Source organism: Burkholderia sp. RF4-BP95 (assembly GCF_001521985.1).
GTDB classification, from domain to species: domain Bacteria; phylum Pseudomonadota; class Gammaproteobacteria; order Burkholderiales; family Burkholderiaceae; genus Burkholderia; species Burkholderia diffusa.
Map to the genome: position 1 here is coordinate 203,301 of NZ_LOSX01000042.1, position 16,981 is coordinate 220,281.

At 70.8% G+C, this 16,981-nt stretch carries 20 protein-coding genes; 13 read left to right on the forward strand and 7 right to left on the reverse strand.

Annotation, left to right across the window (positions count from 1 at the left end):
- Positions 1 to 58: 58 nt before the first annotated feature.
- Positions 59 to 970 carry a LysR family transcriptional regulator gene (locus WS46_RS16570; RefSeq protein WP_059691149.1) on the reverse strand — a complete coding sequence of 304 codons (912 nt, stop codon included), beginning with the start codon at positions 968 to 970 and terminating at the stop codon, positions 59 to 61.
- A gap of 172 nt (positions 971 to 1,142) precedes the next feature.
- On the opposite strand from WS46_RS16570, the gene WS46_RS16575 reads away from it, so the two are divergent.
- Positions 1,143 to 2,063 (forward strand): pyridoxal-phosphate dependent enzyme, encoded by a 921-nt coding sequence (locus tag WS46_RS16575; protein WP_059691150.1) that lies wholly within the window; start codon positions 1,143 to 1,145, stop codon positions 2,061 to 2,063.
- Between the two features lie 274 nt (positions 2,064 to 2,337).
- Here the strand turns inward: WS46_RS16575 and WS46_RS16580 are convergent, their stop codons facing one another.
- Together WS46_RS16580 and WS46_RS16585 are read right to left on the reverse strand one after the other, a co-directional pair.
- The gene (locus WS46_RS16580; protein ID WP_059691151.1) at positions 2,338 to 3,402 is read right to left on the reverse strand and encodes a DUF2242 domain-containing protein; all 1,065 of its coding nucleotides are present in this window, start codon (positions 3,400 to 3,402) and stop codon (positions 2,338 to 2,340) included.
- A 129-nt stretch (positions 3,403 to 3,531) separates the two neighbouring features.
- Entirely contained in the window at positions 3,532 to 4,425 is an 894-nt protein-coding gene (locus tag WS46_RS16585; RefSeq protein ID WP_059691152.1) for a LysR family transcriptional regulator, read from the reverse strand.
- 109 nt (positions 4,426 to 4,534) lie between these two features.
- Here WS46_RS16585 and WS46_RS16590 point away from each other — a divergent pair, with 109 nt between their 5' ends.
- Complete coding sequence (locus tag WS46_RS16590) at positions 4,535 to 5,290, forward strand: TerC family protein (protein WP_059523522.1); 756 nt, start codon at positions 4,535 to 4,537, stop codon at positions 5,288 to 5,290.
- Between the two features lie 60 nt (positions 5,291 to 5,350).
- Positions 5,351 to 5,653: a zf-TFIIB domain-containing protein gene (locus WS46_RS16595; RefSeq protein ID WP_059523520.1), complete on the forward strand. Its 303-nt coding sequence runs from the start codon at positions 5,351 to 5,353 to the stop codon at positions 5,651 to 5,653.
- Positions 5,654 to 5,761: 108 nt separating this feature from the next.
- Here the strand turns inward: WS46_RS16595 and WS46_RS16600 are convergent, their stop codons facing one another.
- Entirely contained in the window at positions 5,762 to 6,172 is a 411-nt protein-coding gene (locus WS46_RS16600; protein ID WP_059691153.1) for an Hsp20/alpha crystallin family protein, read from the reverse strand.
- A gap of 16 nt (positions 6,173 to 6,188) precedes the next feature.
- On the reverse strand, positions 6,189 to 6,629 hold the full coding sequence (locus tag WS46_RS16605; protein WP_059691154.1) for an Hsp20/alpha crystallin family protein: 441 nt from the start codon (positions 6,627 to 6,629) through the stop codon (positions 6,189 to 6,191).
- A 245-nt stretch (positions 6,630 to 6,874) separates the two neighbouring features.
- On the opposite strand from WS46_RS16605, the gene WS46_RS16610 reads away from it, so the two are divergent.
- Entirely contained in the window at positions 6,875 to 7,792 is a 918-nt protein-coding gene (locus WS46_RS16610; RefSeq protein WP_059691155.1) for a 3-hydroxyacyl-CoA dehydrogenase NAD-binding domain-containing protein, read from the forward strand.
- 39 nt (positions 7,793 to 7,831) lie between these two features.
- Here the strand turns inward: WS46_RS16610 and WS46_RS16615 are convergent, their stop codons facing one another.
- Positions 7,832 to 8,110: a DUF4148 domain-containing protein gene (locus WS46_RS16615; protein WP_059691156.1), complete on the reverse strand. Its 279-nt coding sequence runs from the start codon at positions 8,108 to 8,110 to the stop codon at positions 7,832 to 7,834.
- Between the two features lie 176 nt (positions 8,111 to 8,286).
- Positions 8,287 to 9,135, reverse strand: coding sequence for a LysR substrate-binding domain-containing protein (locus WS46_RS16620; protein ID WP_039322076.1), 849 nt, complete (start codon positions 9,133 to 9,135; stop codon positions 8,287 to 8,289).
- 348 nt (positions 9,136 to 9,483) lie between these two features.
- Between WS46_RS16620 and madL the strand changes: the two genes are divergently transcribed.
- The 9 genes from madL to WS46_RS16665 all read left to right on the forward strand — a co-directional run bounded on the left by madL (position 9,484) and on the right by WS46_RS16665 (position 16,857).
- Positions 9,484 to 9,879, forward strand: coding sequence for a malonate transporter subunit MadL (madL, locus tag WS46_RS16625; RefSeq protein ID WP_059449382.1), 396 nt, complete (start codon positions 9,484 to 9,486; stop codon positions 9,877 to 9,879).
- An 11-nt stretch (positions 9,880 to 9,890) separates the two neighbouring features.
- On the forward strand, positions 9,891 to 10,658 hold the full coding sequence (madM, locus tag WS46_RS16630; protein WP_059523510.1) for a malonate transporter subunit MadM: 768 nt from the start codon (positions 9,891 to 9,893) through the stop codon (positions 10,656 to 10,658).
- Positions 10,659 to 10,812: 154 nt separating this feature from the next.
- Complete coding sequence (mdcA, locus tag WS46_RS16635; RefSeq protein ID WP_059691157.1) at positions 10,813 to 12,459, forward strand: malonate decarboxylase subunit alpha; 1,647 nt, start codon at positions 10,813 to 10,815, stop codon at positions 12,457 to 12,459.
- Positions 12,460 to 12,469: 10 nt separating this feature from the next.
- A complete protein-coding gene (mdcC, locus tag WS46_RS16640; RefSeq protein ID WP_059691158.1) occupies positions 12,470 to 12,784 on the forward strand; it encodes a malonate decarboxylase acyl carrier protein in 315 nt (104 codons plus the stop codon).
- Positions 12,781 to 13,716: a biotin-independent malonate decarboxylase subunit beta gene (locus WS46_RS16645; protein ID WP_059691159.1), complete on the forward strand. Its 936-nt coding sequence runs from the start codon at positions 12,781 to 12,783 to the stop codon at positions 13,714 to 13,716. Before mdcC ends, WS46_RS16645 begins: the two co-directional genes overlap by 4 nt.
- Positions 13,703 to 14,410 (forward strand): biotin-independent malonate decarboxylase subunit gamma, encoded by a 708-nt coding sequence (gene mdcE / locus WS46_RS16650; protein ID WP_059691160.1) that lies wholly within the window; start codon positions 13,703 to 13,705, stop codon positions 14,408 to 14,410. The genes WS46_RS16645 and mdcE overlap by 14 nt, the downstream gene beginning before the upstream one ends.
- Complete coding sequence (mdcG, locus tag WS46_RS16655; protein ID WP_059691227.1) at positions 14,397 to 15,065, forward strand: malonate decarboxylase holo-[acyl-carrier-protein] synthase; 669 nt, start codon at positions 14,397 to 14,399, stop codon at positions 15,063 to 15,065. The genes mdcE and mdcG overlap by 14 nt, the downstream gene beginning before the upstream one ends.
- A complete protein-coding gene (gene mdcB, locus WS46_RS16660; RefSeq protein WP_059691161.1) occupies positions 15,062 to 15,928 on the forward strand; it encodes a triphosphoribosyl-dephospho-CoA synthase MdcB in 867 nt (288 codons plus the stop codon). The genes mdcG and mdcB overlap by 4 nt, the downstream gene beginning before the upstream one ends.
- Positions 15,925 to 16,857, forward strand: coding sequence for an acyltransferase domain-containing protein (locus tag WS46_RS16665; protein ID WP_059691162.1), 933 nt, complete (start codon positions 15,925 to 15,927; stop codon positions 16,855 to 16,857). The genes mdcB and WS46_RS16665 overlap by 4 nt, the downstream gene beginning before the upstream one ends.
- Positions 16,858 to 16,981: the final 124 nt, after the last annotated feature.

A 16,981-nucleotide genomic window follows, 5' to 3' on the forward strand; every position in this document is an offset into this window, starting at 1 on the left:
GACGGCGAAGCCGACTGAATCCACCGTCGGCGCGCGGATCGCGCGTGCCGTCGATCGATCATTCCGCTTGGCCGGCCGCGTCGCGCACCGCTTCGAGAAACCGCGCGACGACGGGAGACGCCGGCACCGCCGCACCGTCGAATACGAACTCGATATCGAAGCGGCTCGCGAGTTCGTCGAGCGCGACGAGCCGGACCGTGCGCGGGCACGTCGGCGACGCGCTTTCCGGCACGAACGCGCAGCCCATGCCGGCCGCCACAAGACCGATCAGCGTCGGGATGTCGCTGCCCACCTGCGCGATGCGCGGCGTGAAGCCGGCCCGTTCGCACTGCGCCATCAGGAAGCGGTGATGCGCGGCGGAGCGCTGCGCGTCGAACCAGACGAACGGCTCGTGCGCGACGTCGGCTAGCGTGCGCGGCGCGCGGAAGCGGCCGCCGGGCGGCGCGGGCATCGCGAGCACGAAGCGGTCGCTCAGCAGCCGCACGCCCGACAGATGCGGCGCTTCGTCTCGGCGCCACGCCATGATGCCGCCGTCGAGCTGGCCGCGCATCAGCGCTGTCGCCTGTTCGGCGGACAGCATCGGCGCGATCGACAACTTCACGTCCGGACACGCGTCGCGAAACGCCTTCAGCACGTTCGCGACGACCGGCAGCGGCAGGCAGTTCGGCAGCGCGCCGAGGCGCAGCTCGCCGAGCTGGCCGGATGCGCTGCGCAACGCGCGCTCGCGGCTGTCCTGCAACGTCGCGAGCAGGCCCGTCGCATCCTGCAGGAAACTCGCGCCGGCCGCGGTCAGCGTGACGCCCGTCGTGCGGCGGATCAGCAGCGGCGTGCCGATCGCATCCTCGAGCTCGCGGATCTGCCGCGACAGCGCGGGCTGGACGATGCCGGCCGCGCGGGCGCCGGCCATCACGCTGCCGGCTTGCGCGACGGCCACGAAGTAACGCAGGTGACGTAGTTCGATCTGGCGCATGCGGTGTCGACTCCGGTTGTCGGTCTTGATTCGGTGGATATGCCTGCCAAGCATGGCAGGCACCATTCGATGGTATTGGAAAAGCATGACGGGTGTGCCGTACGATGATCGACGTTGCCGGGCCTGTTCGCGGGCCGCGTGCGTTCCCTTTGTCCCGACCGTGTCCCGCACCATGCCGCTACATATCCCGACCCCCTATGTCCGCTCGCAAATCGCGTCGCGCCGTCTCGGCAAGAACATCCGATTGAAGCTCGACGCGCTGCAGCCGTCCGGTTCATTCAAATTGCGCGGCATCGGCGCGGTGTGCGAAGCGCGGCATGCGGCCGGCGCGCGCCGGTTCGTGTCGTCGTCGGGCGGCAATGCGGGCATCGCGGTCGCGTATTGCGGTCGCGAGCTCGGCGTGCCGGTGCTCGTCGCCGTGCCGGAAACCGCGTCGGCCCGCGCGCGGGCGCTGATCCGCGCGGAGGGCGCGGAGGTGGTCGTGCACGGCGCGAGCTGGGCCGAGGCGAACGCGTACGCGCTGTCGGCCGTCGGCGCGCAGGACGCGTTCGTGCATCCGTTCGACGACCCCGTGCTGTGGCAGGGGCACGCGACGATGATCGACGAGATGGCGGCGGCCGGCCCGAAACCCGACGCGGTCGTGCTCGCGGTCGGCGGCGGCGGGCTGCTGTGCGGCGTCCTCGAGGGGCTCGCACGCAACGGCTGGCACGACGTGCCGGTCGTCGCGGTCGGGACGGAAGGCGCGGACAGCTACGCGCGCTCGGTCGCGCAGGGGCATGCGGTCGACTTGCCGGCGATCACGAGCATCGCGACGTCGCTCGGCGCGAAGCGGCCGTGCGACGCGGCGGTCGAGTGGGCGAAGCGGCATGCGATCCATCCGGTCGTCGTGTCGGATGCGCAGGCGGTGGCTGCGTCGCTGCGGTTCGTGGACGAGCACCGGATCGTCGTCGAGCCGGCGTGCGGCGCCGCGCTGGCCGCGCTCGAACAGTCGGTGCCGGCGCTTGCTTCGGCGTCGGAAATCGCGGTGATCGTATGCGGCGGCGTGACGGCGACGGTCGAGCAGTTGCAGGCGCTGAACGCGACGTTGCGGTAACGCGCCAGCGCGCGTGCCGCGGCGCGGCCGGGCGGCGCTGCGGGGGTGAAGACGTAACGACGGAGTGATCGCGCGGCGGGAATGATCGCGGGCGTCGGCGGGAGTCGGGATTCGTGTGGTTCGTCGCGACGGGCTGCGCTCGATCGCCGGTCACGTCACGGCGCGCATGCGCAACCGGCCTTCGGGTGTGCGGCGATCAAGCGGGGCGTCGGGGAAGGGTGCACATGGCGCGCCGCGCGCGACGGGCGCACGACGCGGAGAGATGGTCTCGCGATCAGTTCGCGGTCGGCGCGCTGGCACCGGTCGGTGCGGACGACGCGACGGGATCGGCGGCAGCGGGCGCGGGCGTCTTGTCCGCCGATGCCGGAGCAGCGTTCGCGGAGGCAGGTGCGGAGGCTGCCGGCGCGGGCACGGCCGATGCCGATGTGGGTGCAGCCCGCATGACGGCGGCAGGTGTCGAAGCAGGCACGGCCGCCGACGCGGATGCCGGAGCCGATGCCGAGGAGGAAGGCGGGACTGCGGCCGAAGCCGCCGCAGGTGCCGAAGCCGATGTCGGCACGCCACCCCGCATCGCCCCCGGCGCGACCACGGCCGATGCCGCGGCAGGCGCAGCAGGCACGGCCGACGCGCCCGAAGCCGGCGCGACGCCCGGCCCCGACAGCGGCACCGGTGCGGCGGGCGGTGTCGGCACGACCGGCGTCGTCATCTTCATCGGCTCGCCCTGCGGCGTCGGCGCGGGTTCGGGCAGCGGCGTGACGGGTTCCTTCTCGGCCGCCTTCACGGTCGCGCGATCGCGGCGGGCCGGATCGATCTTCAGGAAATGCTCGACGAGATTGAAGAAGCGCTCGTAGAACACGCCGGCGGGAATCGTCTCGCTCGCGGTCTTCACGAGCGCGTCGTCGCTCGATCCGATCGGCAGCGACAGCGAGCCGAACACGCTGAGCCCGACGCTCGCCGACGTATTCGACTTCTTCAGCGTGTAGCGGTCCTGCACCGCGTTCACGTACGCGATGCTCGACGAGCCGTCGGCATTCGCGTCCGCGCACACGACGTGAAACTCGATCACGACGTGCATGTCGTTGCTCGGCTGGAAATTCTTGCTGCCGTCGACCGCATCGTTGCGCGACGACGACACCACGTAGCCCTGGCTCAGCAGCGCGCGCCGCGCGGCCTCGCAGGCCGCGTCGGATTTCGAGCGGAACGTGTGCGCATACGGGCTGCTCGTCGCGTCGAACTGCTCCTGCTGGTAAATCGGCTTGGGCGGCGACGAGCACGCCGCCAGCACGGTCGCGGCCGCGAGCGCGCACGAAACGGAAAACAGGCGAAATCGGTTGTGCATGGCGTCTTTCAAAAGGCTCGGCGAGATGCCGCGCGGGGCTGCGGGCGCAGCGGCGGGGCCGGTGCGATGCGCGTGGCAATCTCGTATGGCCGGGGCGTCATTATAGTTTCGTTTGATGTCGCGCTCGCTTCAGGCGGCCGGCGCAGGCCGCGCGGCGGCGAGCAGTCGCGATGCCAGCGGGTGGTGTTCACCGCGCCGCGAGCGGATCGCGTGGATTTCCTCAGTCACGTCGCCCGCCCGGCCGAGCCGGCGCAGCCCGCGCAGCAGCGATGCGTCGTTCGCGCCGAGTTCGCTGAGCGGAAACACGCCGAGGCCCCGCGCCGCGAACACGGCCATCAGCGCGCTGTCCTCGAATTCCCCGGCCACGCGCGGCACGATCCGTTCCCGTTCCAGCCACAGGTCGAGGCGTGCGCGCAGCGCCGAGTGGGCGGTCGGCAGCAGCACCGGCAACTCGGCGAGGCACTCCGGAAAGCGCTGCCGCGCGGCCGTCGTGACGAGCGCCGCGGGCCCGTACCAGTCGACCGGCGACGCGACGAGCCGCTCGCTCGTCACGCGCAGATTCGACCCCGACGGCGCGCCCTGGCCGGCCAGCACGAGGTCGAGGTGATGCAGCGCCAGTTCCGCGAGCAGCGCGTCGTGCTCGCCCTCGTGGCACAGCAGCCGCAGCGTGGGCGTGTCGAGCACCGGCGCGAGGATCGCATGCGCGGCGAGCTTCGAGATCCCGTCGGCCAGGCCGACCGCGAGCCGCACGGTCGGCTGGCTGGCCGCCGCGCGCACCTCGTCGGGAATCAGCCGGCCCATCTCGAAGATGACCTCGGCGCGCGCATACGCGGCCTGGCCCGCATCGGTCATCGCGACGCCGCGCCCGACGGGGCGCAGCAGCTGGTGGCCGAGCGCCTTTTCCAGTTCGCGGACCTGCGCGCTGATCGTCTGCACGGCCATGTCGAGCCGCTCCGCGGCGCGCGCGAAACCGCCTTCCTTCACGACGACCCAGAAATAGTACAGATGGCGAAAATTCAGCATCGGATCGATATTTCGGAAAAACCGAACCAAAGATCAGATTCTCTCTGATTTTTTCGAAGTCGTGGGGTGACCTATCATCGGGCTTTCCACATTCGAATCGGCCCTTTTCATGGACTACCTGCTGACGCTTGCCGCCGACCCCGCCGTCTGGGCCGCGCTCCTGACGCTCGTCGTGATGGAAGTCGTGCTCGGCATCGACAACCTGATCTTCATCTCGATCCTCAGCAACAAGCTGCCCGAAGCGCAGCGCGCCCGCACGCAGCGCCTGGGCATCGCGCTCGCGCTCGTGATGCGCCTCGCGTTGCTCGGCAGCGTCGCGTGGATCGCGAGTCTCACCGAGCCCGTATTCACGCTGTTCGATCACGCGTTCTCGTGGCGCGACATGATCCTGCTGTCGGGCGGCCTGTTCCTCGTCTGGAAGGCGACCACCGAGATCCATCACCACGTGTCGCACGACGGCGACGGCGCGGGTGCGTCCGGCGGCGCGGCCGGACTGACGGTATGGGCCGCGATCGGCCAGATCGTGATGCTCGACATCGTGTTCTCGATCGACAGCATCGTGACCGCGATCGGCATGACCGAGCACGTCCCGATCATGTTCGTCGCGGTGATCGTCGCGGTGAGCGTGATGCTGTTCGCCGCGCAGCCGCTCGCACGCTTCATCGACCGCAACCCGACGATCGTGATGCTCGCGCTGTCGTTCCTCGTCGTGATCGGCATGACGCTGATCGCGGAAGGCTTCGGTTCGCACGTGCCGAAGGGCTATATCTACGCGGCGATGGCGTTCTCGGCGTTCGTCGAAGGCATGAACATGCTGGCGCGGCGTGCGAAGGCGAAGCGCGCGGCGCGGGTCGAAGGTCACTGAGAAAGCGGGCGGGCGAGGGCCCGCCCTTGGTTCGGAATGCTCAACGAAAGGAGAAGCGCGATGAAATGTCCGGTCTGCAAGACGCCCGACCTGTTGATGGCCGAGCGCCAGTCGATCGAGATCGATTACTGTCCGACGTGCCGCGGCGTGTGGCTCGATCGCGGCGAGCTCGACAAGCTGATCGCACGCGAAACCGGCGATGCGCCGCCGCGCCGCGACGAGCCGCCCGTGCGGCACGATGCGCAGGCGCCGCGCGGGCGTGACGACGGCTGGGGGCGTGACGGCCGCTCGCACGACGACCGCTATCGCCACGACGGCCAGCGTCGCAAGAAATCGGTGTTCGACCTGTTCGATTTCGATTGAGCGTGACGGCGGGCGTGCACCGCGCCGCACGATGGAAAAAAGCCCCGCCGGGTGTCATGCCCGGCGGGGCTTTGTCATGCGCGTCGCGCGATCGGCACGCGCCAGCGCTTACGCGTTGCCGGCCGTCACGTCGATGCGGCGCGGGCGTGTTTCCTCGCGACGCGGAATCGTCAACGTGAGCACGCCGTCGCGCAGGCTCGCATCGATGCGCGACGTGTCGAGATCGGGGCTCAGCACGAACGTGCGCGCGTAGCGCGGCGCGCGGACTTCGGCATGCCGCACGCGCAGGTCGGCCGGCGTGTCGATGCGCGTGTCGGCTTCGATCGTCAGCGTGTTGTCGTGCACCTTCACGTCGAGATTCTCGCGCGGCACGCCCGGCAGGTCGGCGCGCAGCGTGACGCGCCGTTGGTCTTCGACGATGTCGACGGCCGGCGCGATCGCGGGCCGGCGTGCGGCCTCGGCGGCGGGCGCGTGGACGGCGCCGGCCTGGCGTTCGGTCAGGTTCTGGCTCATATTCATGTCGTTCTCCTGAAGGTTACTGAACGTTGATCGCACGTGGCTTCGATGCCTCGCGCCGGCCGACGCGAATCAGCAGGCAGCCGTTTTCGTAGCGGGCGCTGACGTTGTCCGCGTCCGCGTTCTGCGGCAGCTCGACCACCCGGCGGAACGCGCCGTGAAAGCGCTCCTGCGCATAGGTGCGCACGTCGTCGCCGGCGTCTTGCGGCACGGGCTTGCGCTCGCCGCTGATCGTCAGCAGGTCCTTGTCGATCGAGACGTCGAAATCGGCCGCGGCCATGCCGGGGGCGAACGCGACGATCTCGATCGCGTCGTCGGTCGCGCCGACGTTCAGCGCGGGAAACGCGCTCGGCCGCACCGCGCGGATGCCGGTCGGAAGCTCGCCGAACAGGCTCGCCATCTGCCGCTGCACGCGGGCGAATTCATCGAACAGGTCGTGGCCGAAATGGATACCGCTCATGAAGGTCCTCCGGAACATGAAACGCGAAAGACGCGCCGACGCGACGCCGATGGCGAGTGCGATGCGCGGTTTTCCGCCGAGTCGAAACGGGGGCGGTGCGTGTGACGGGCACCGCCTGGCAACCGGTAATTAGAGGCCGCCGCGGCGGTTTTCAAGAGGGGAAGTGCGACCTGCTTCGACGCGTCGTGACGTGAATCGATGCGACAATCGTCGCGCTTTCCACAGACCACGGAGACGGGACGGACATGGACATTCAACGCATCGCGATCGTCGGGGCTGGCGTGATCGGCGCGAGCTGGGCGGCTTTCTATCTGTCGAAGGGCTTCGACGTCGTCGCGACCGATCCCGCACCGCAGGCCGACGCGCGTCTGCGCGACGCGCTCGCCGCATTCCTCGGTGACCGGGCCGCCGAACTTTCCGCGCGGCTGTCGTTCGATGCGGATCTCGTGCGCGCGCTCGACGGCGTCGATTTCGTGCAGGAAAACGGCCCGGAGCGGCTCGACCTGAAGCGCGCGCTGTACCGGCAGATGGACGACGTGCTGCCCGCGCGCGTGCCGATCGCGTCGAGTTCGTCAGGCCTGAAGATGTCCGAGATCCAGACCGCGTGCGACAAGCACCCGGAACGCTGCCTGATCGCGCATCCGTTCAACCCGCCGCACCTGATTCCGCTCGTCGAGCTGGTCGGCGGCGACGCGACCGACCGGAACGTGATCGCGCGCGTGAAGGATTTCTACGACGCGCTCGGCAAGCAGACGATCGTGCTCAACAAGGAAATGACCGGCCACGTCGCGAACCGGCTCGCGGCCGCGCTGTTTCGCGAGGTGTATCACCTCGTCGGCGAAGGCGTGGTGAGCGTCGCCGATGCGGACAAGGCAGTCGCATGGGGGCCGGGCTTGCGGTGGGGGCTGATGGGGCAGTGCCTGACCTATCACCTCGGCGGCGGCGCGGGCGGGATCGCGCACTTCCTCGAACATCTGTCCGGGCCGATCACGACGTGGTGGGACGACCTCGGCACGCCGTCGTTCGATCCGGCCGTCGATCGCAAGCTGAACGACGAACTGCGCGCGATCCAGGGCGAACGCTCGATGCAGGAACTGGCGGCCGAGCGCGACCGGCTGCTCGTCGAGCTGATCGACGCGCGGCGCCGCAGCTTCCTGCCCTGAGCGCGGCGCCGCGCGGCGTTCCGGTCGCGCCGTGAACGGCTATTGCTGGACGGCCGCTTGCGGTGCCCGCGGCGTCTGCGCGAGCCACGCGGGCTGCGCGGCCTGCACCAGTTCGCGATTGCGCGCGCGCGTCGCGGCATTCGGCGGATAGTTGCCGTCGTTGGTCGGCAGTTCGCCGTCGAGGTACGCCTGCTTCAGCTGCGCGACGACTTCCGCGCGCGTCAGGCCCTGCGCGGGGGCAGCGGCATCGGTTTGCGCGAAGGCGGGGGACAGCAGCGCGGCTGCGGCGGTCGCGACGGCGAATCGCAAGACGTTCATGGTGTGCTCCGATCAAGGGGACGGGATGGCGGCTGCGCGGCACATTGCCGTGCGTTCCGATGGGTCCCATTGTCGCGAGCGGGTGCTGCGCGGACGCTGACGCGTTCCGGGCAAGATTGTCAGTTGCGCGCTCACGCCGCGGCGGGGCGGCGTCGGCGTCACGGCGAAGGCGATCGCTACAGCTCGGCCGCCGCCGCGATCAGCGTCGCCTCGAGCGCGAGCGTCGAGCGCGATGCGGCCGCCGGCCGGTCGATCACGTATTCGAGTTCGCCGAGTTCGGGGAGCCCCGCGTCGAGCCGCGCGAGCCCGGCCGGAATCACGTAGCCCGCGAACGCGCTGACGCCGAGCCCCGCGCTCGCGGCCGCGCGCAGCACCGCGATGCTGCTGCTCACGACGGCGATCCGGTACGGGCGGCCGACCGCCTCGAGCGACTCGAGCACGCGGCGGCGCGATACGCTCGGCTCCGGATGCATCGCGAGCGGCAGCACGGCCTCGTGGCCGGTGATCCGCGAATCGGGGCCGGTGCACCAGTACAGCGGTTCGCTGCGGATCACGCGGCCGCGCCGGCTGCCCGCGACGCGCTTCGCGAACACCAGATCGTGGCGGCCTTCGTCGAGCGCGTCGAACAGGTCGCCCGACAACCCCGTCGAGATCGCGAGTTCGACTTCCGGATTGCGCTGCACGAAGCTCGCGAGCGCGGCCGTCAGGTGCGCGGACGCGAAATCCTCCGACATCGCGAGCCGTACCTTGCCCGACAGCGGCGGGCCGCACACCGACGTGACGGCCTCGTCCATCAGTTCGAGGATGCGCACCGCGTAGCGGAACAGCGCGTCGCCGTGCTGCGACAGGTGCACGTTGCGCGTGTCGCGCTCGAACAGCGGCCGGTCGAGCAGCTCCTCGAGGCGGCGGATGTGCTGGCTGACGGTCGACTGCGACAGGCTCACGCGCTCGGACGCGGCGGTGAAACTGCCGGACTGGGCGACGGCGACGAAGCTGCGCAGCAGCTCGGGCGGTAATGGACGCATTGCTAAATCCACTGAATCGGTTTCGACAACTTCATAAATGCCCGGATCATGCGGCGCTAGTATCGGATCACGCCCCGGTGCGGCCCATGCAAACGGGGCGCACCGGACGCGTTGCCCGTGTCGTGCCGTCGGCTGCATCGGTCAGTCTAAGCCATCCGGCGTCCGGCCCGAAACCGCATCATCCGAAACCGCATCATCCCATCGACCGCCCGAGAACGCGCTCGCACGACGAGCCGCCGGGCCGCGGCGCACCGCCGCGGGAGACAGACCGTCCGCGCCCGGGATCGGCATGCGGGCCTGGCTTCCGCACGCGTCAGGCGCCCGTCACGAAGAGACTGGAGACGACTCATGATCATCTACGGAACCGCGCTGCTGGCGTTCTGCCATCTGGCCGGACTGTTCCTCGGCGACCTGCTGGGCGCCGCGATCGGCGTGAAGACCAACGTCGGCGGCGTCGGTATCGCGATGCTGCTGCTGATCTGCCTGCGCCTGTGGCTGCACCGGCGCGGCTGGCTGCCGAAGGAAACCGAGGCGGGCGTCGGTTTCTGGGGCGCGATGTATATTCCCGTCGTCGTCGCGATGGCCGCGAACCAGAACGTGGTCGCCGCGCTGAAGGGCGGGCCGGTCGCGCTGCTCGCCGCCATCGGCGCGGTCGCGATCTGCGCATGCTGCATCGCGGTACTCGTGCGCACGGGGCGCGACGACACGGCCTTCGCGGGCGTGCCGCAATTCGAACAACAGTGACGGAGGCCGCCATGCTGCAGATGCTCGAAAAAACCGTCGCCCACAACGGGCTCGTCGCGTCGTTCGCGCTGGTCGGCCTGATCATGTGGCTGTCGTCGATCGCGTCGCGCAAGCTCACCTTCGGCCGCGTGCACGGTTCCGCGATCGCGATCGTGATCGGCCTTGCGCTCGCGTATGTCGGCGGTGCGTTCACCGGGGGCGAGAAGGGAATCGCAGACGTGCCGCTGTTCGCGGGCATCGGCCTGATGGGCGGCGCGATGCTGCGCGATTTCGCGATCGTCGCGACCGCGTTCGAAGTGCAGCCGACCGAGGCGCGCAAGGCCGGCCTCGTCGGCGTCGTGTCGCTGCTGCTCGGCACGGTGCTGCCGTTCATCGTCGGCGCGTGCATCGCGCGCGCGTTCGGCTACACCGATGCGGTCAGCATGACGACCATCGGCGCGGGCGCCGTCACCTACATCGTCGGGCCCGTCACCGGCGCCGCGATCGGCGCGAGCTCCGACGTGATCGCGCTCAGCATCGCGACGGGCCTCGTGAAGGCGATCATCGTGATGATCGGCACGCCGGTCGCGGCCGGCTTCATGGGCCTGAAGACGCCGCGCTCCGCGATGATCTTCGGCGGCCTCGCCGGCACCGTGAGCGGCGTGAGCGCGGGCCTCGCCGCGACCGATCGCCGGCTCGTGCCGTATGGCGCGCTGGTCGCGACGTTCCATACCGGCGTCGGCTGCCTGCTCGGGCCGTCGGTGCTGTTCTTCACGACGCGCGCGCTGGTCGGCGCGTGACCGCGCATGGCGCGTCGCATGCGGCCGGCGCGCGCGGTGCCGCGGCGGCCCGCATCCATCGCGGTGCCCTCTGAGTCGGATTCGTCAACATCATCAATCGGCGGCGGCGCCAGGCTTAGAATGCCGCTGAACCATCGAAGCGGGAGAACTGTTCATGACGGGATGGAATCACGCGCGGCAGGCGCGCGATGCACGCCTCGCGGCCGGCGCGGCCTTCGCGCGCGGCAAGCGGGTCGATGCGCGCGACACCGTCGCGTTGCTCGAAGCGGTGCTGCGGCCCGGCGATCGCGTGTGCCTCGAAGGCGACAACCAGAAGCAGGCCGACCTGCTCGCGACGGCGCTCGCCGACGTCGACAGCGCGAAGATCCATGACCTGCACATGGTGCAGTCGGGTGTCGTGCTGCCGGAGCATCTCGACGTGTTCGAGCGCGGGATCGCGAAGCGCCTCGACTTCGCGTATTCCGGCCCGCAGTCGCAGCGGATCGCGAAGCTGCTGTTCGGCGGCAAGATCGCGCTCGGCGCGGTGCACACGTATCTCGAGCTGTTCGCGCGCTACTTCATCGATCTCACGCCGCAGGTCGCGCTGATCGCGGCGGTCAGCGCGGATGCCGACGGCAATCTGTATACCGGCCCGAACACGGAAGACACGCCGACCGTCGTCGAGGCCACCGCGTTCAAGGACGGCATCGTGATCGCGCAGGTCGACCGCATCGTCGACAAGGTGCCGCGCGTCGACATCCCGGGCGACCGCGTGCATTTCGTCGTCGAGGCCGGCCGGCCGTTCTACGTGGAGCCGCTGTTCACGCGCGACCCGGCCGCGATCACCGAGACCCAGATCCTGACCGCGATGCTCGCGATCAAGGGCATCTACGAACCGTACGGGATCAAGCGCCTGAATCACGGGATCGGCTTCAACACGGCCGCGATCGAGCTGCTGCTGCCGACCTACGGCGCGAAGCTCGGGCTGAAGGGCAAGGTCTGCACGCACTGGGCGCTCAATCCGCACCCGACGCTGATTCCCGCGATCGAATCGGGCTGGGTCGAGCAGATCCACTGCTTCGGCTCAGAAGTCGGAATGGACGACTACATCCGCGCGCGCTCCGACGTGTGGTTCACGGGTCCCGACGGGTCGCTTCGCTCGAACCGCGCGTTCTGTCAGACCGCCGGCCTTTACGCGTGCGACATGTTCATCGGCTCGACGCTGCAGATCGACCTGTCCGGCCATTCGTCGACGGTCACCGCCGAGCGCATCGCCGGTTTCGGCGGCGCGCCGAACATGGGCAGCGACGCGCGCGGCCGGCGTCACCCGAGCGAGCCGTGGCTGAAGGCCGGCGCGGAAGCCGACCCGGACACGCCGGCGGCGCTCAGGCGCGGCCGCAAGCTGGTCGTGCAGATCGGCGAGACCTTCGGCGACAAGAACGTGCCGATGTTCGTCGAGAAGCTCGATGCGCTGAAGCTCGCCGACAAGCTGCAGCTCGACCTCGCGCCGATCATGGTCTACGGCGACGACGTCACGCACATCGTCACCGAGGAAGGGATCGCGAACCTGCTGATGTGCCGCGACAAGGACGAACGCGAGCACGCGATCCGCGGCGTGGCCGGCTATACGGAAGTCGGCCGCGGCCGCGACCGCAGGATGGTCGAGCGGCTGCGCGAGCGCGGCGTGATCCGCCGCCCGGAGGATCTCGGCATCGATCCGCTCGACGCCGACCGCCGCTGGCTCGCCGCGCGCTCGATCAAGGATCTCGTGCACTGGTCGGGCGGCCTGTATGCGCCGCCGGCCCGGTTCCGCAACTGGTGAGGAAGAGGGCATGGAACAGTTGAACTATCGCTTCACCGCGCGCGGGCGTGCGCGGGGCGAGCTGGCCACGGCGCTCGTCGGCGTGGTCGCGTCCGGCAATCTCGAAGTGCTCGTCGAGCGCGTGCTGCCGGGCAACGAATGCGAGATCGACATCCGCACCGCGGCGGTCGGTTTCGGCGCGGTGTGGCAGGCGGTCGTGTCGGACTTCGTCGAACGGCGCGCGCCGGGCGGCCTGAAGCTGTCGATCAACGACGGCGGCGCGCGGCCCGACATGGTGTCGCTGCGGCTCGCGCAGGCCGTGCGCGCGATCGAGGGGGAGGCATGATGACGGACGCGATCCACGACGCCCCGGCGTTCGTCGCGAACGCCGCGAGCTGGTACGAGGCGTCGGCGCGCCAGCGCGTCGACGGGCTGCTCGACGCGGGCAGCTTCACGGAGTTTCTCGGGCCGGGCGAGCGCGTGACGAGCCCGCACCTGCCGCTGTTCGACCTGCCGCAGCAGTTCGACGACGGGATGGTGGTCGGCCACGGCCGGCTCGACGGCAAGGCGGTGTTCGTCGCCGCGCAGGAAGGCCGCTTCATGGGCGGCGCGTTCGGCGAGGTGCACGGCGCGAAGCTCACGGGGCTGCTGCGTGCGGCGCGCGAACGCGGCACGCCGGTGCTGATCCTGTTCGACACCGGCGGCGTGCGGCTGCAGGAAGCGAATGCGGGCGAGCTCGCGATCGCCGAGATCATGCGTGCGCTCGTCGAGGCGCGCGCGGCCGGCGTGCCGGTGATCGGGCTGATCGGCGGGCGCGCGGGCTGCTACGGCGGCGGCGGGCTGCTCGCCGCGTGCTGCTCGGCGCTCGCGGTGTCCGAGCAGGGGCGCATCAGCGTGTCGGGGCCCGAGGTGATCGAGACCAACCGCGGCGTCGAGGAGTTCGACGCGAAGGACCGCGCGCTGATCTGGCGCACGATGGGCGGCAAGCATCGTCGGCTGATCGGCGGCGCGGATCGCTACGTGGCCGATACGCCCGATGCGTTTCGCGCGGCCGCGCTCGACCTGATCGGCCGTGCGCCGGCATTCGACACGGCGATGCTGCGCGCGGAGCAGGCGCGGCTCGAAGCGCGCGTCGCGCGGTTCGGCACGTGCAAGGATGCGCTCGACGTGTGGCGCGCGCTCGGCGCGAGCGAGCCGGAAGCGATTCCCGGCATGTCCGACGACGAATTCGCGAAGCTCGCCGACCAGTTACAGGAGCCGCAGCATGACGCTCGATGAAGTTCTGAACTCGCTGTTTCCCAAGGGCCATTCGATCGGGCGAAACGGCGGCCTGCTGACGGGCCACGCTGAACTGACCGGCACGCGCGTCGACGTGATCGGCGTCGCCGACCGCCTGCCGTTCGGCATCGACGAAGCCCTCACGCTCGCGTCGCACGTGCTCGACACGATCGAGCGCGGCGGCGGCACGCCGCTTCTCGTGCTCGTCGACAGCGACAGCCAGCGGATGAGCAAGCGCGACGAACTGCTCGGCCTGAACGAAGGGCTGTCGCATCTCGCGAAATGCCTGATGCATGCGGAGCTCGCCGGGCACCGGACGATCGGGCTGCTGTACGGCCATACGGCCGCGGGCGCGTTCATCGCGACCGCGCTCGCGACGCGCACGCTGCTCGCGGTACCGGGTGCCGAGCCCGAGGTGATGGACCTGCCGTCGATGTCGCGCGTGACGAAGCTGCCGATCGACGTGCTGAAGGAGATGGCGCGCTCGACGCCGGTGTTCGCGCCGGGACTCGACAATCTCGTGAAGATGGGCGCCGTCGACGCCGTGCTCGATCCGGCCCGTGCGCTCGACGCGCAGGTCGGCGAATGGCTCGGCCAGCCGGCCGACCGCACCGATGGTCGTGCTGCGCGCGGCCGGCCGGTCGCGGCCGACGTCGCGCGGCGCGTCGAGGCACTCGCGCGTGCCGCACGCTGACACGCCGCTGCGCCGCCACACGCTCGTCACGCTGACGGCGGCCGGGTGGGGCGGCGCATGCGCGCGCGATCCCGCGCTGGCGGCCGATCCGCTCGTGCAGGCGTGGGCCGCGCGCGGCTGGCCGTTGATCGTGCGCCGCGCGTCGCCCGACGAGGCCGATGCGCGGCGCGTGCCGCTCGGCTTGCCGCTGCCGCCTTCCGCGGGCAAGCGGCGCATCGCTCTGAACGTCGCCGCCGACGCGGTCGAGTCGGTCGGCCCGCTGCCCACGCTGGCCGACGTGCTGGTCGCCGCGCCCGACGCCTGGCACGCGACGCTGCGCGAGCTCGAGGCGCTCGGCACGCGCTGCGGCGTGCAGGGTCGCGTGTTCGGCAGTCTCGCGTGGCAGGCGCTGACGGACGAGTGCTATCTGAGCACGTCCTCCGATCTCGACATCGTGTTCCCGCTGCCGGACGCCGCGTCGCTTGCCGCGCTGCTCGATGGCCTGGCTGAACTCGACGCGCGCGCGCCGATGCGCATCGACGGCGAACTGCTGCGCGACGACGGCGCGGGCGTGAACTGGCGCGAATTGCATGCGCGGCTGCCTGAAGTCGCGGTCAAGACGGCGGTGGCGGTCGCATTGATGTCTGCCGACGCATTCACGGGAGGCACGCGATGAGTGCATGGGCCGCCTGCCGCGCGGCGGCGCCGTCCGACGCCGAGCGCATCGCCGAACTCGCCGAGCGCAGCCTCGTGCTCGAAATCGAGACATATCCGAAACCGGGCCTCGTCAGTCACGTCGACACCGGCAGCCATGCGGACATGGACGCCGCGACGTTCGCGCGCAGCGCGGCCGTGCTGCGGCCGTACTTCGCGGAGCTCGCCGACGCCGGCGCGCGCGACGCGGGCATGGCCGTGCTGCGCAAGATCGGGCTGCGCGCGGAACACGCGATGCTCGCCGCGACCGGCGGCGTCAACACGCATCGCGGCGCGATCTTCGGGCTCGGGCTGCTGTGCGCGGCCGCCGGCCGCCGCGCGGTGCCCGGCTCGGCGGCACGCACGGTGACGCTCGGCGCGTTCGTCGCGCGGCGGTGGGGCGCCGAGATCCTCGGCGGCCCGCGGCTGCCCGACAGCCACGGCGAGCGCGCGAGCCGCCGCTACGGCGTCGGCGGCGCGCGTCGCGAGGCGGCCGACGGGTTCGCGACCGTGTACGGCGTCGGTTTGCCGGCACTGCGCCGCGCGCAGCGCCGCGTGCCGGACGATCCGGAGGCCGCGCGCGTCGACGCATGCTTCGCGCTGATCGCCGCGCTCGACGATACGAATCTGCTGCACCGGGGCGGGCAGGCCGGCCTCGATTTCGCGCGGGCCACGGCGCGCGCGTTCGTCGCCCGCGGCGGCATACGCGCTCGCGACTGGCGATTGCGCGCGGCCGCCGCACACCATGCGTTCGTCGCTCGCCGGCTGAGCCCGGGCGGCGCGGCCGACCTGCTGGCGATGAGCGTGTTCGTCGACGCACTCGAAGCGGCCGGGGTGGGGCGATGACGCTGGCGATCCTGTGTTCGGGGCAAGGCGCGCAGCGGGCGGACATGTTCGAGTTGACCGGTGCCGCGCCACAGGCTGATGCGCTGTTCGAGCATGCGGGCCGGCTCCTTGGCGACGATCCGCGCGACTGGGTGCGGCACGCCGAACCGGATGCGCTGCGCGAGAACCGCGCCGCGCAGATCCTTTGCACGGTGCAGGCGCTCGCGGCGGCCGCGCTGCTCGACGCGGTGTGGCCGCGTCGGCGCTGCGTCGCCGGGTATAGCGTCGGCGAAGTCGCGTCGTGGAGCGTCGCGGGGATGATCGATCCGCACGACGCGCTGGATCTGGCCGATGCGCGCGCACGCGCAATGGACGCCGCGAGCGGCGGCGACGAACGGATGGCGTTCGTGCGCGGGCTGACGCGCGCGCAGCTCGCGCAACTGTGCGACGGCCGCGATGCGGCGATCGCGATCGCCAATCCGGGCGACGCATTCATGGTGGCCGGACGGCAGGCCGACGTCGCCGCGGTGGCCGACGACGCGGCACGCGACGGTGCGCTGCGCGTCGCGCCCGTGTGCGTGCGGATCGCGTCGCACACGCGCCGGCTCGCGACGGCGGTGCCCGCGTTTCGCGCGTCGCTGGCTGCCGTGAACGTGCGCCGGCCATTGCCCGGTACGCGGCTGTTTTCGGGGATCGACGGCGCGTCGGTGCTCGATGTCGGCACGGGGCTCGACAAGCTCGCACGGCAGATCGCGGAGCCGGTCGAGTGGGCGGCCGGCCTGGCCGCATGCGTCGAGGCCGGCGCGACCGCGTTTCTCGAGCTCGGCCCGGGCCGCGCGCTGACCGAGATGGCGGGCGGCGCGTATCCGGCGCTGCCGGCACGCAGCGTCGCGGATTTTCGTTCCGTCGACGGTATCGCGAGCTGGCTCGCACGCGTCGCGGCTGGCTGACGGGCAGCATGCGAGCGGCCCGGAAACGCTCCGAAATCCCGGCAACACCGATTCCGGAACCGGCCCGCCGGGCGCGTGTTGCGCATCGGGTGTTGCGCCGGCGCAGCAGCGTCGCAGCAGGCGC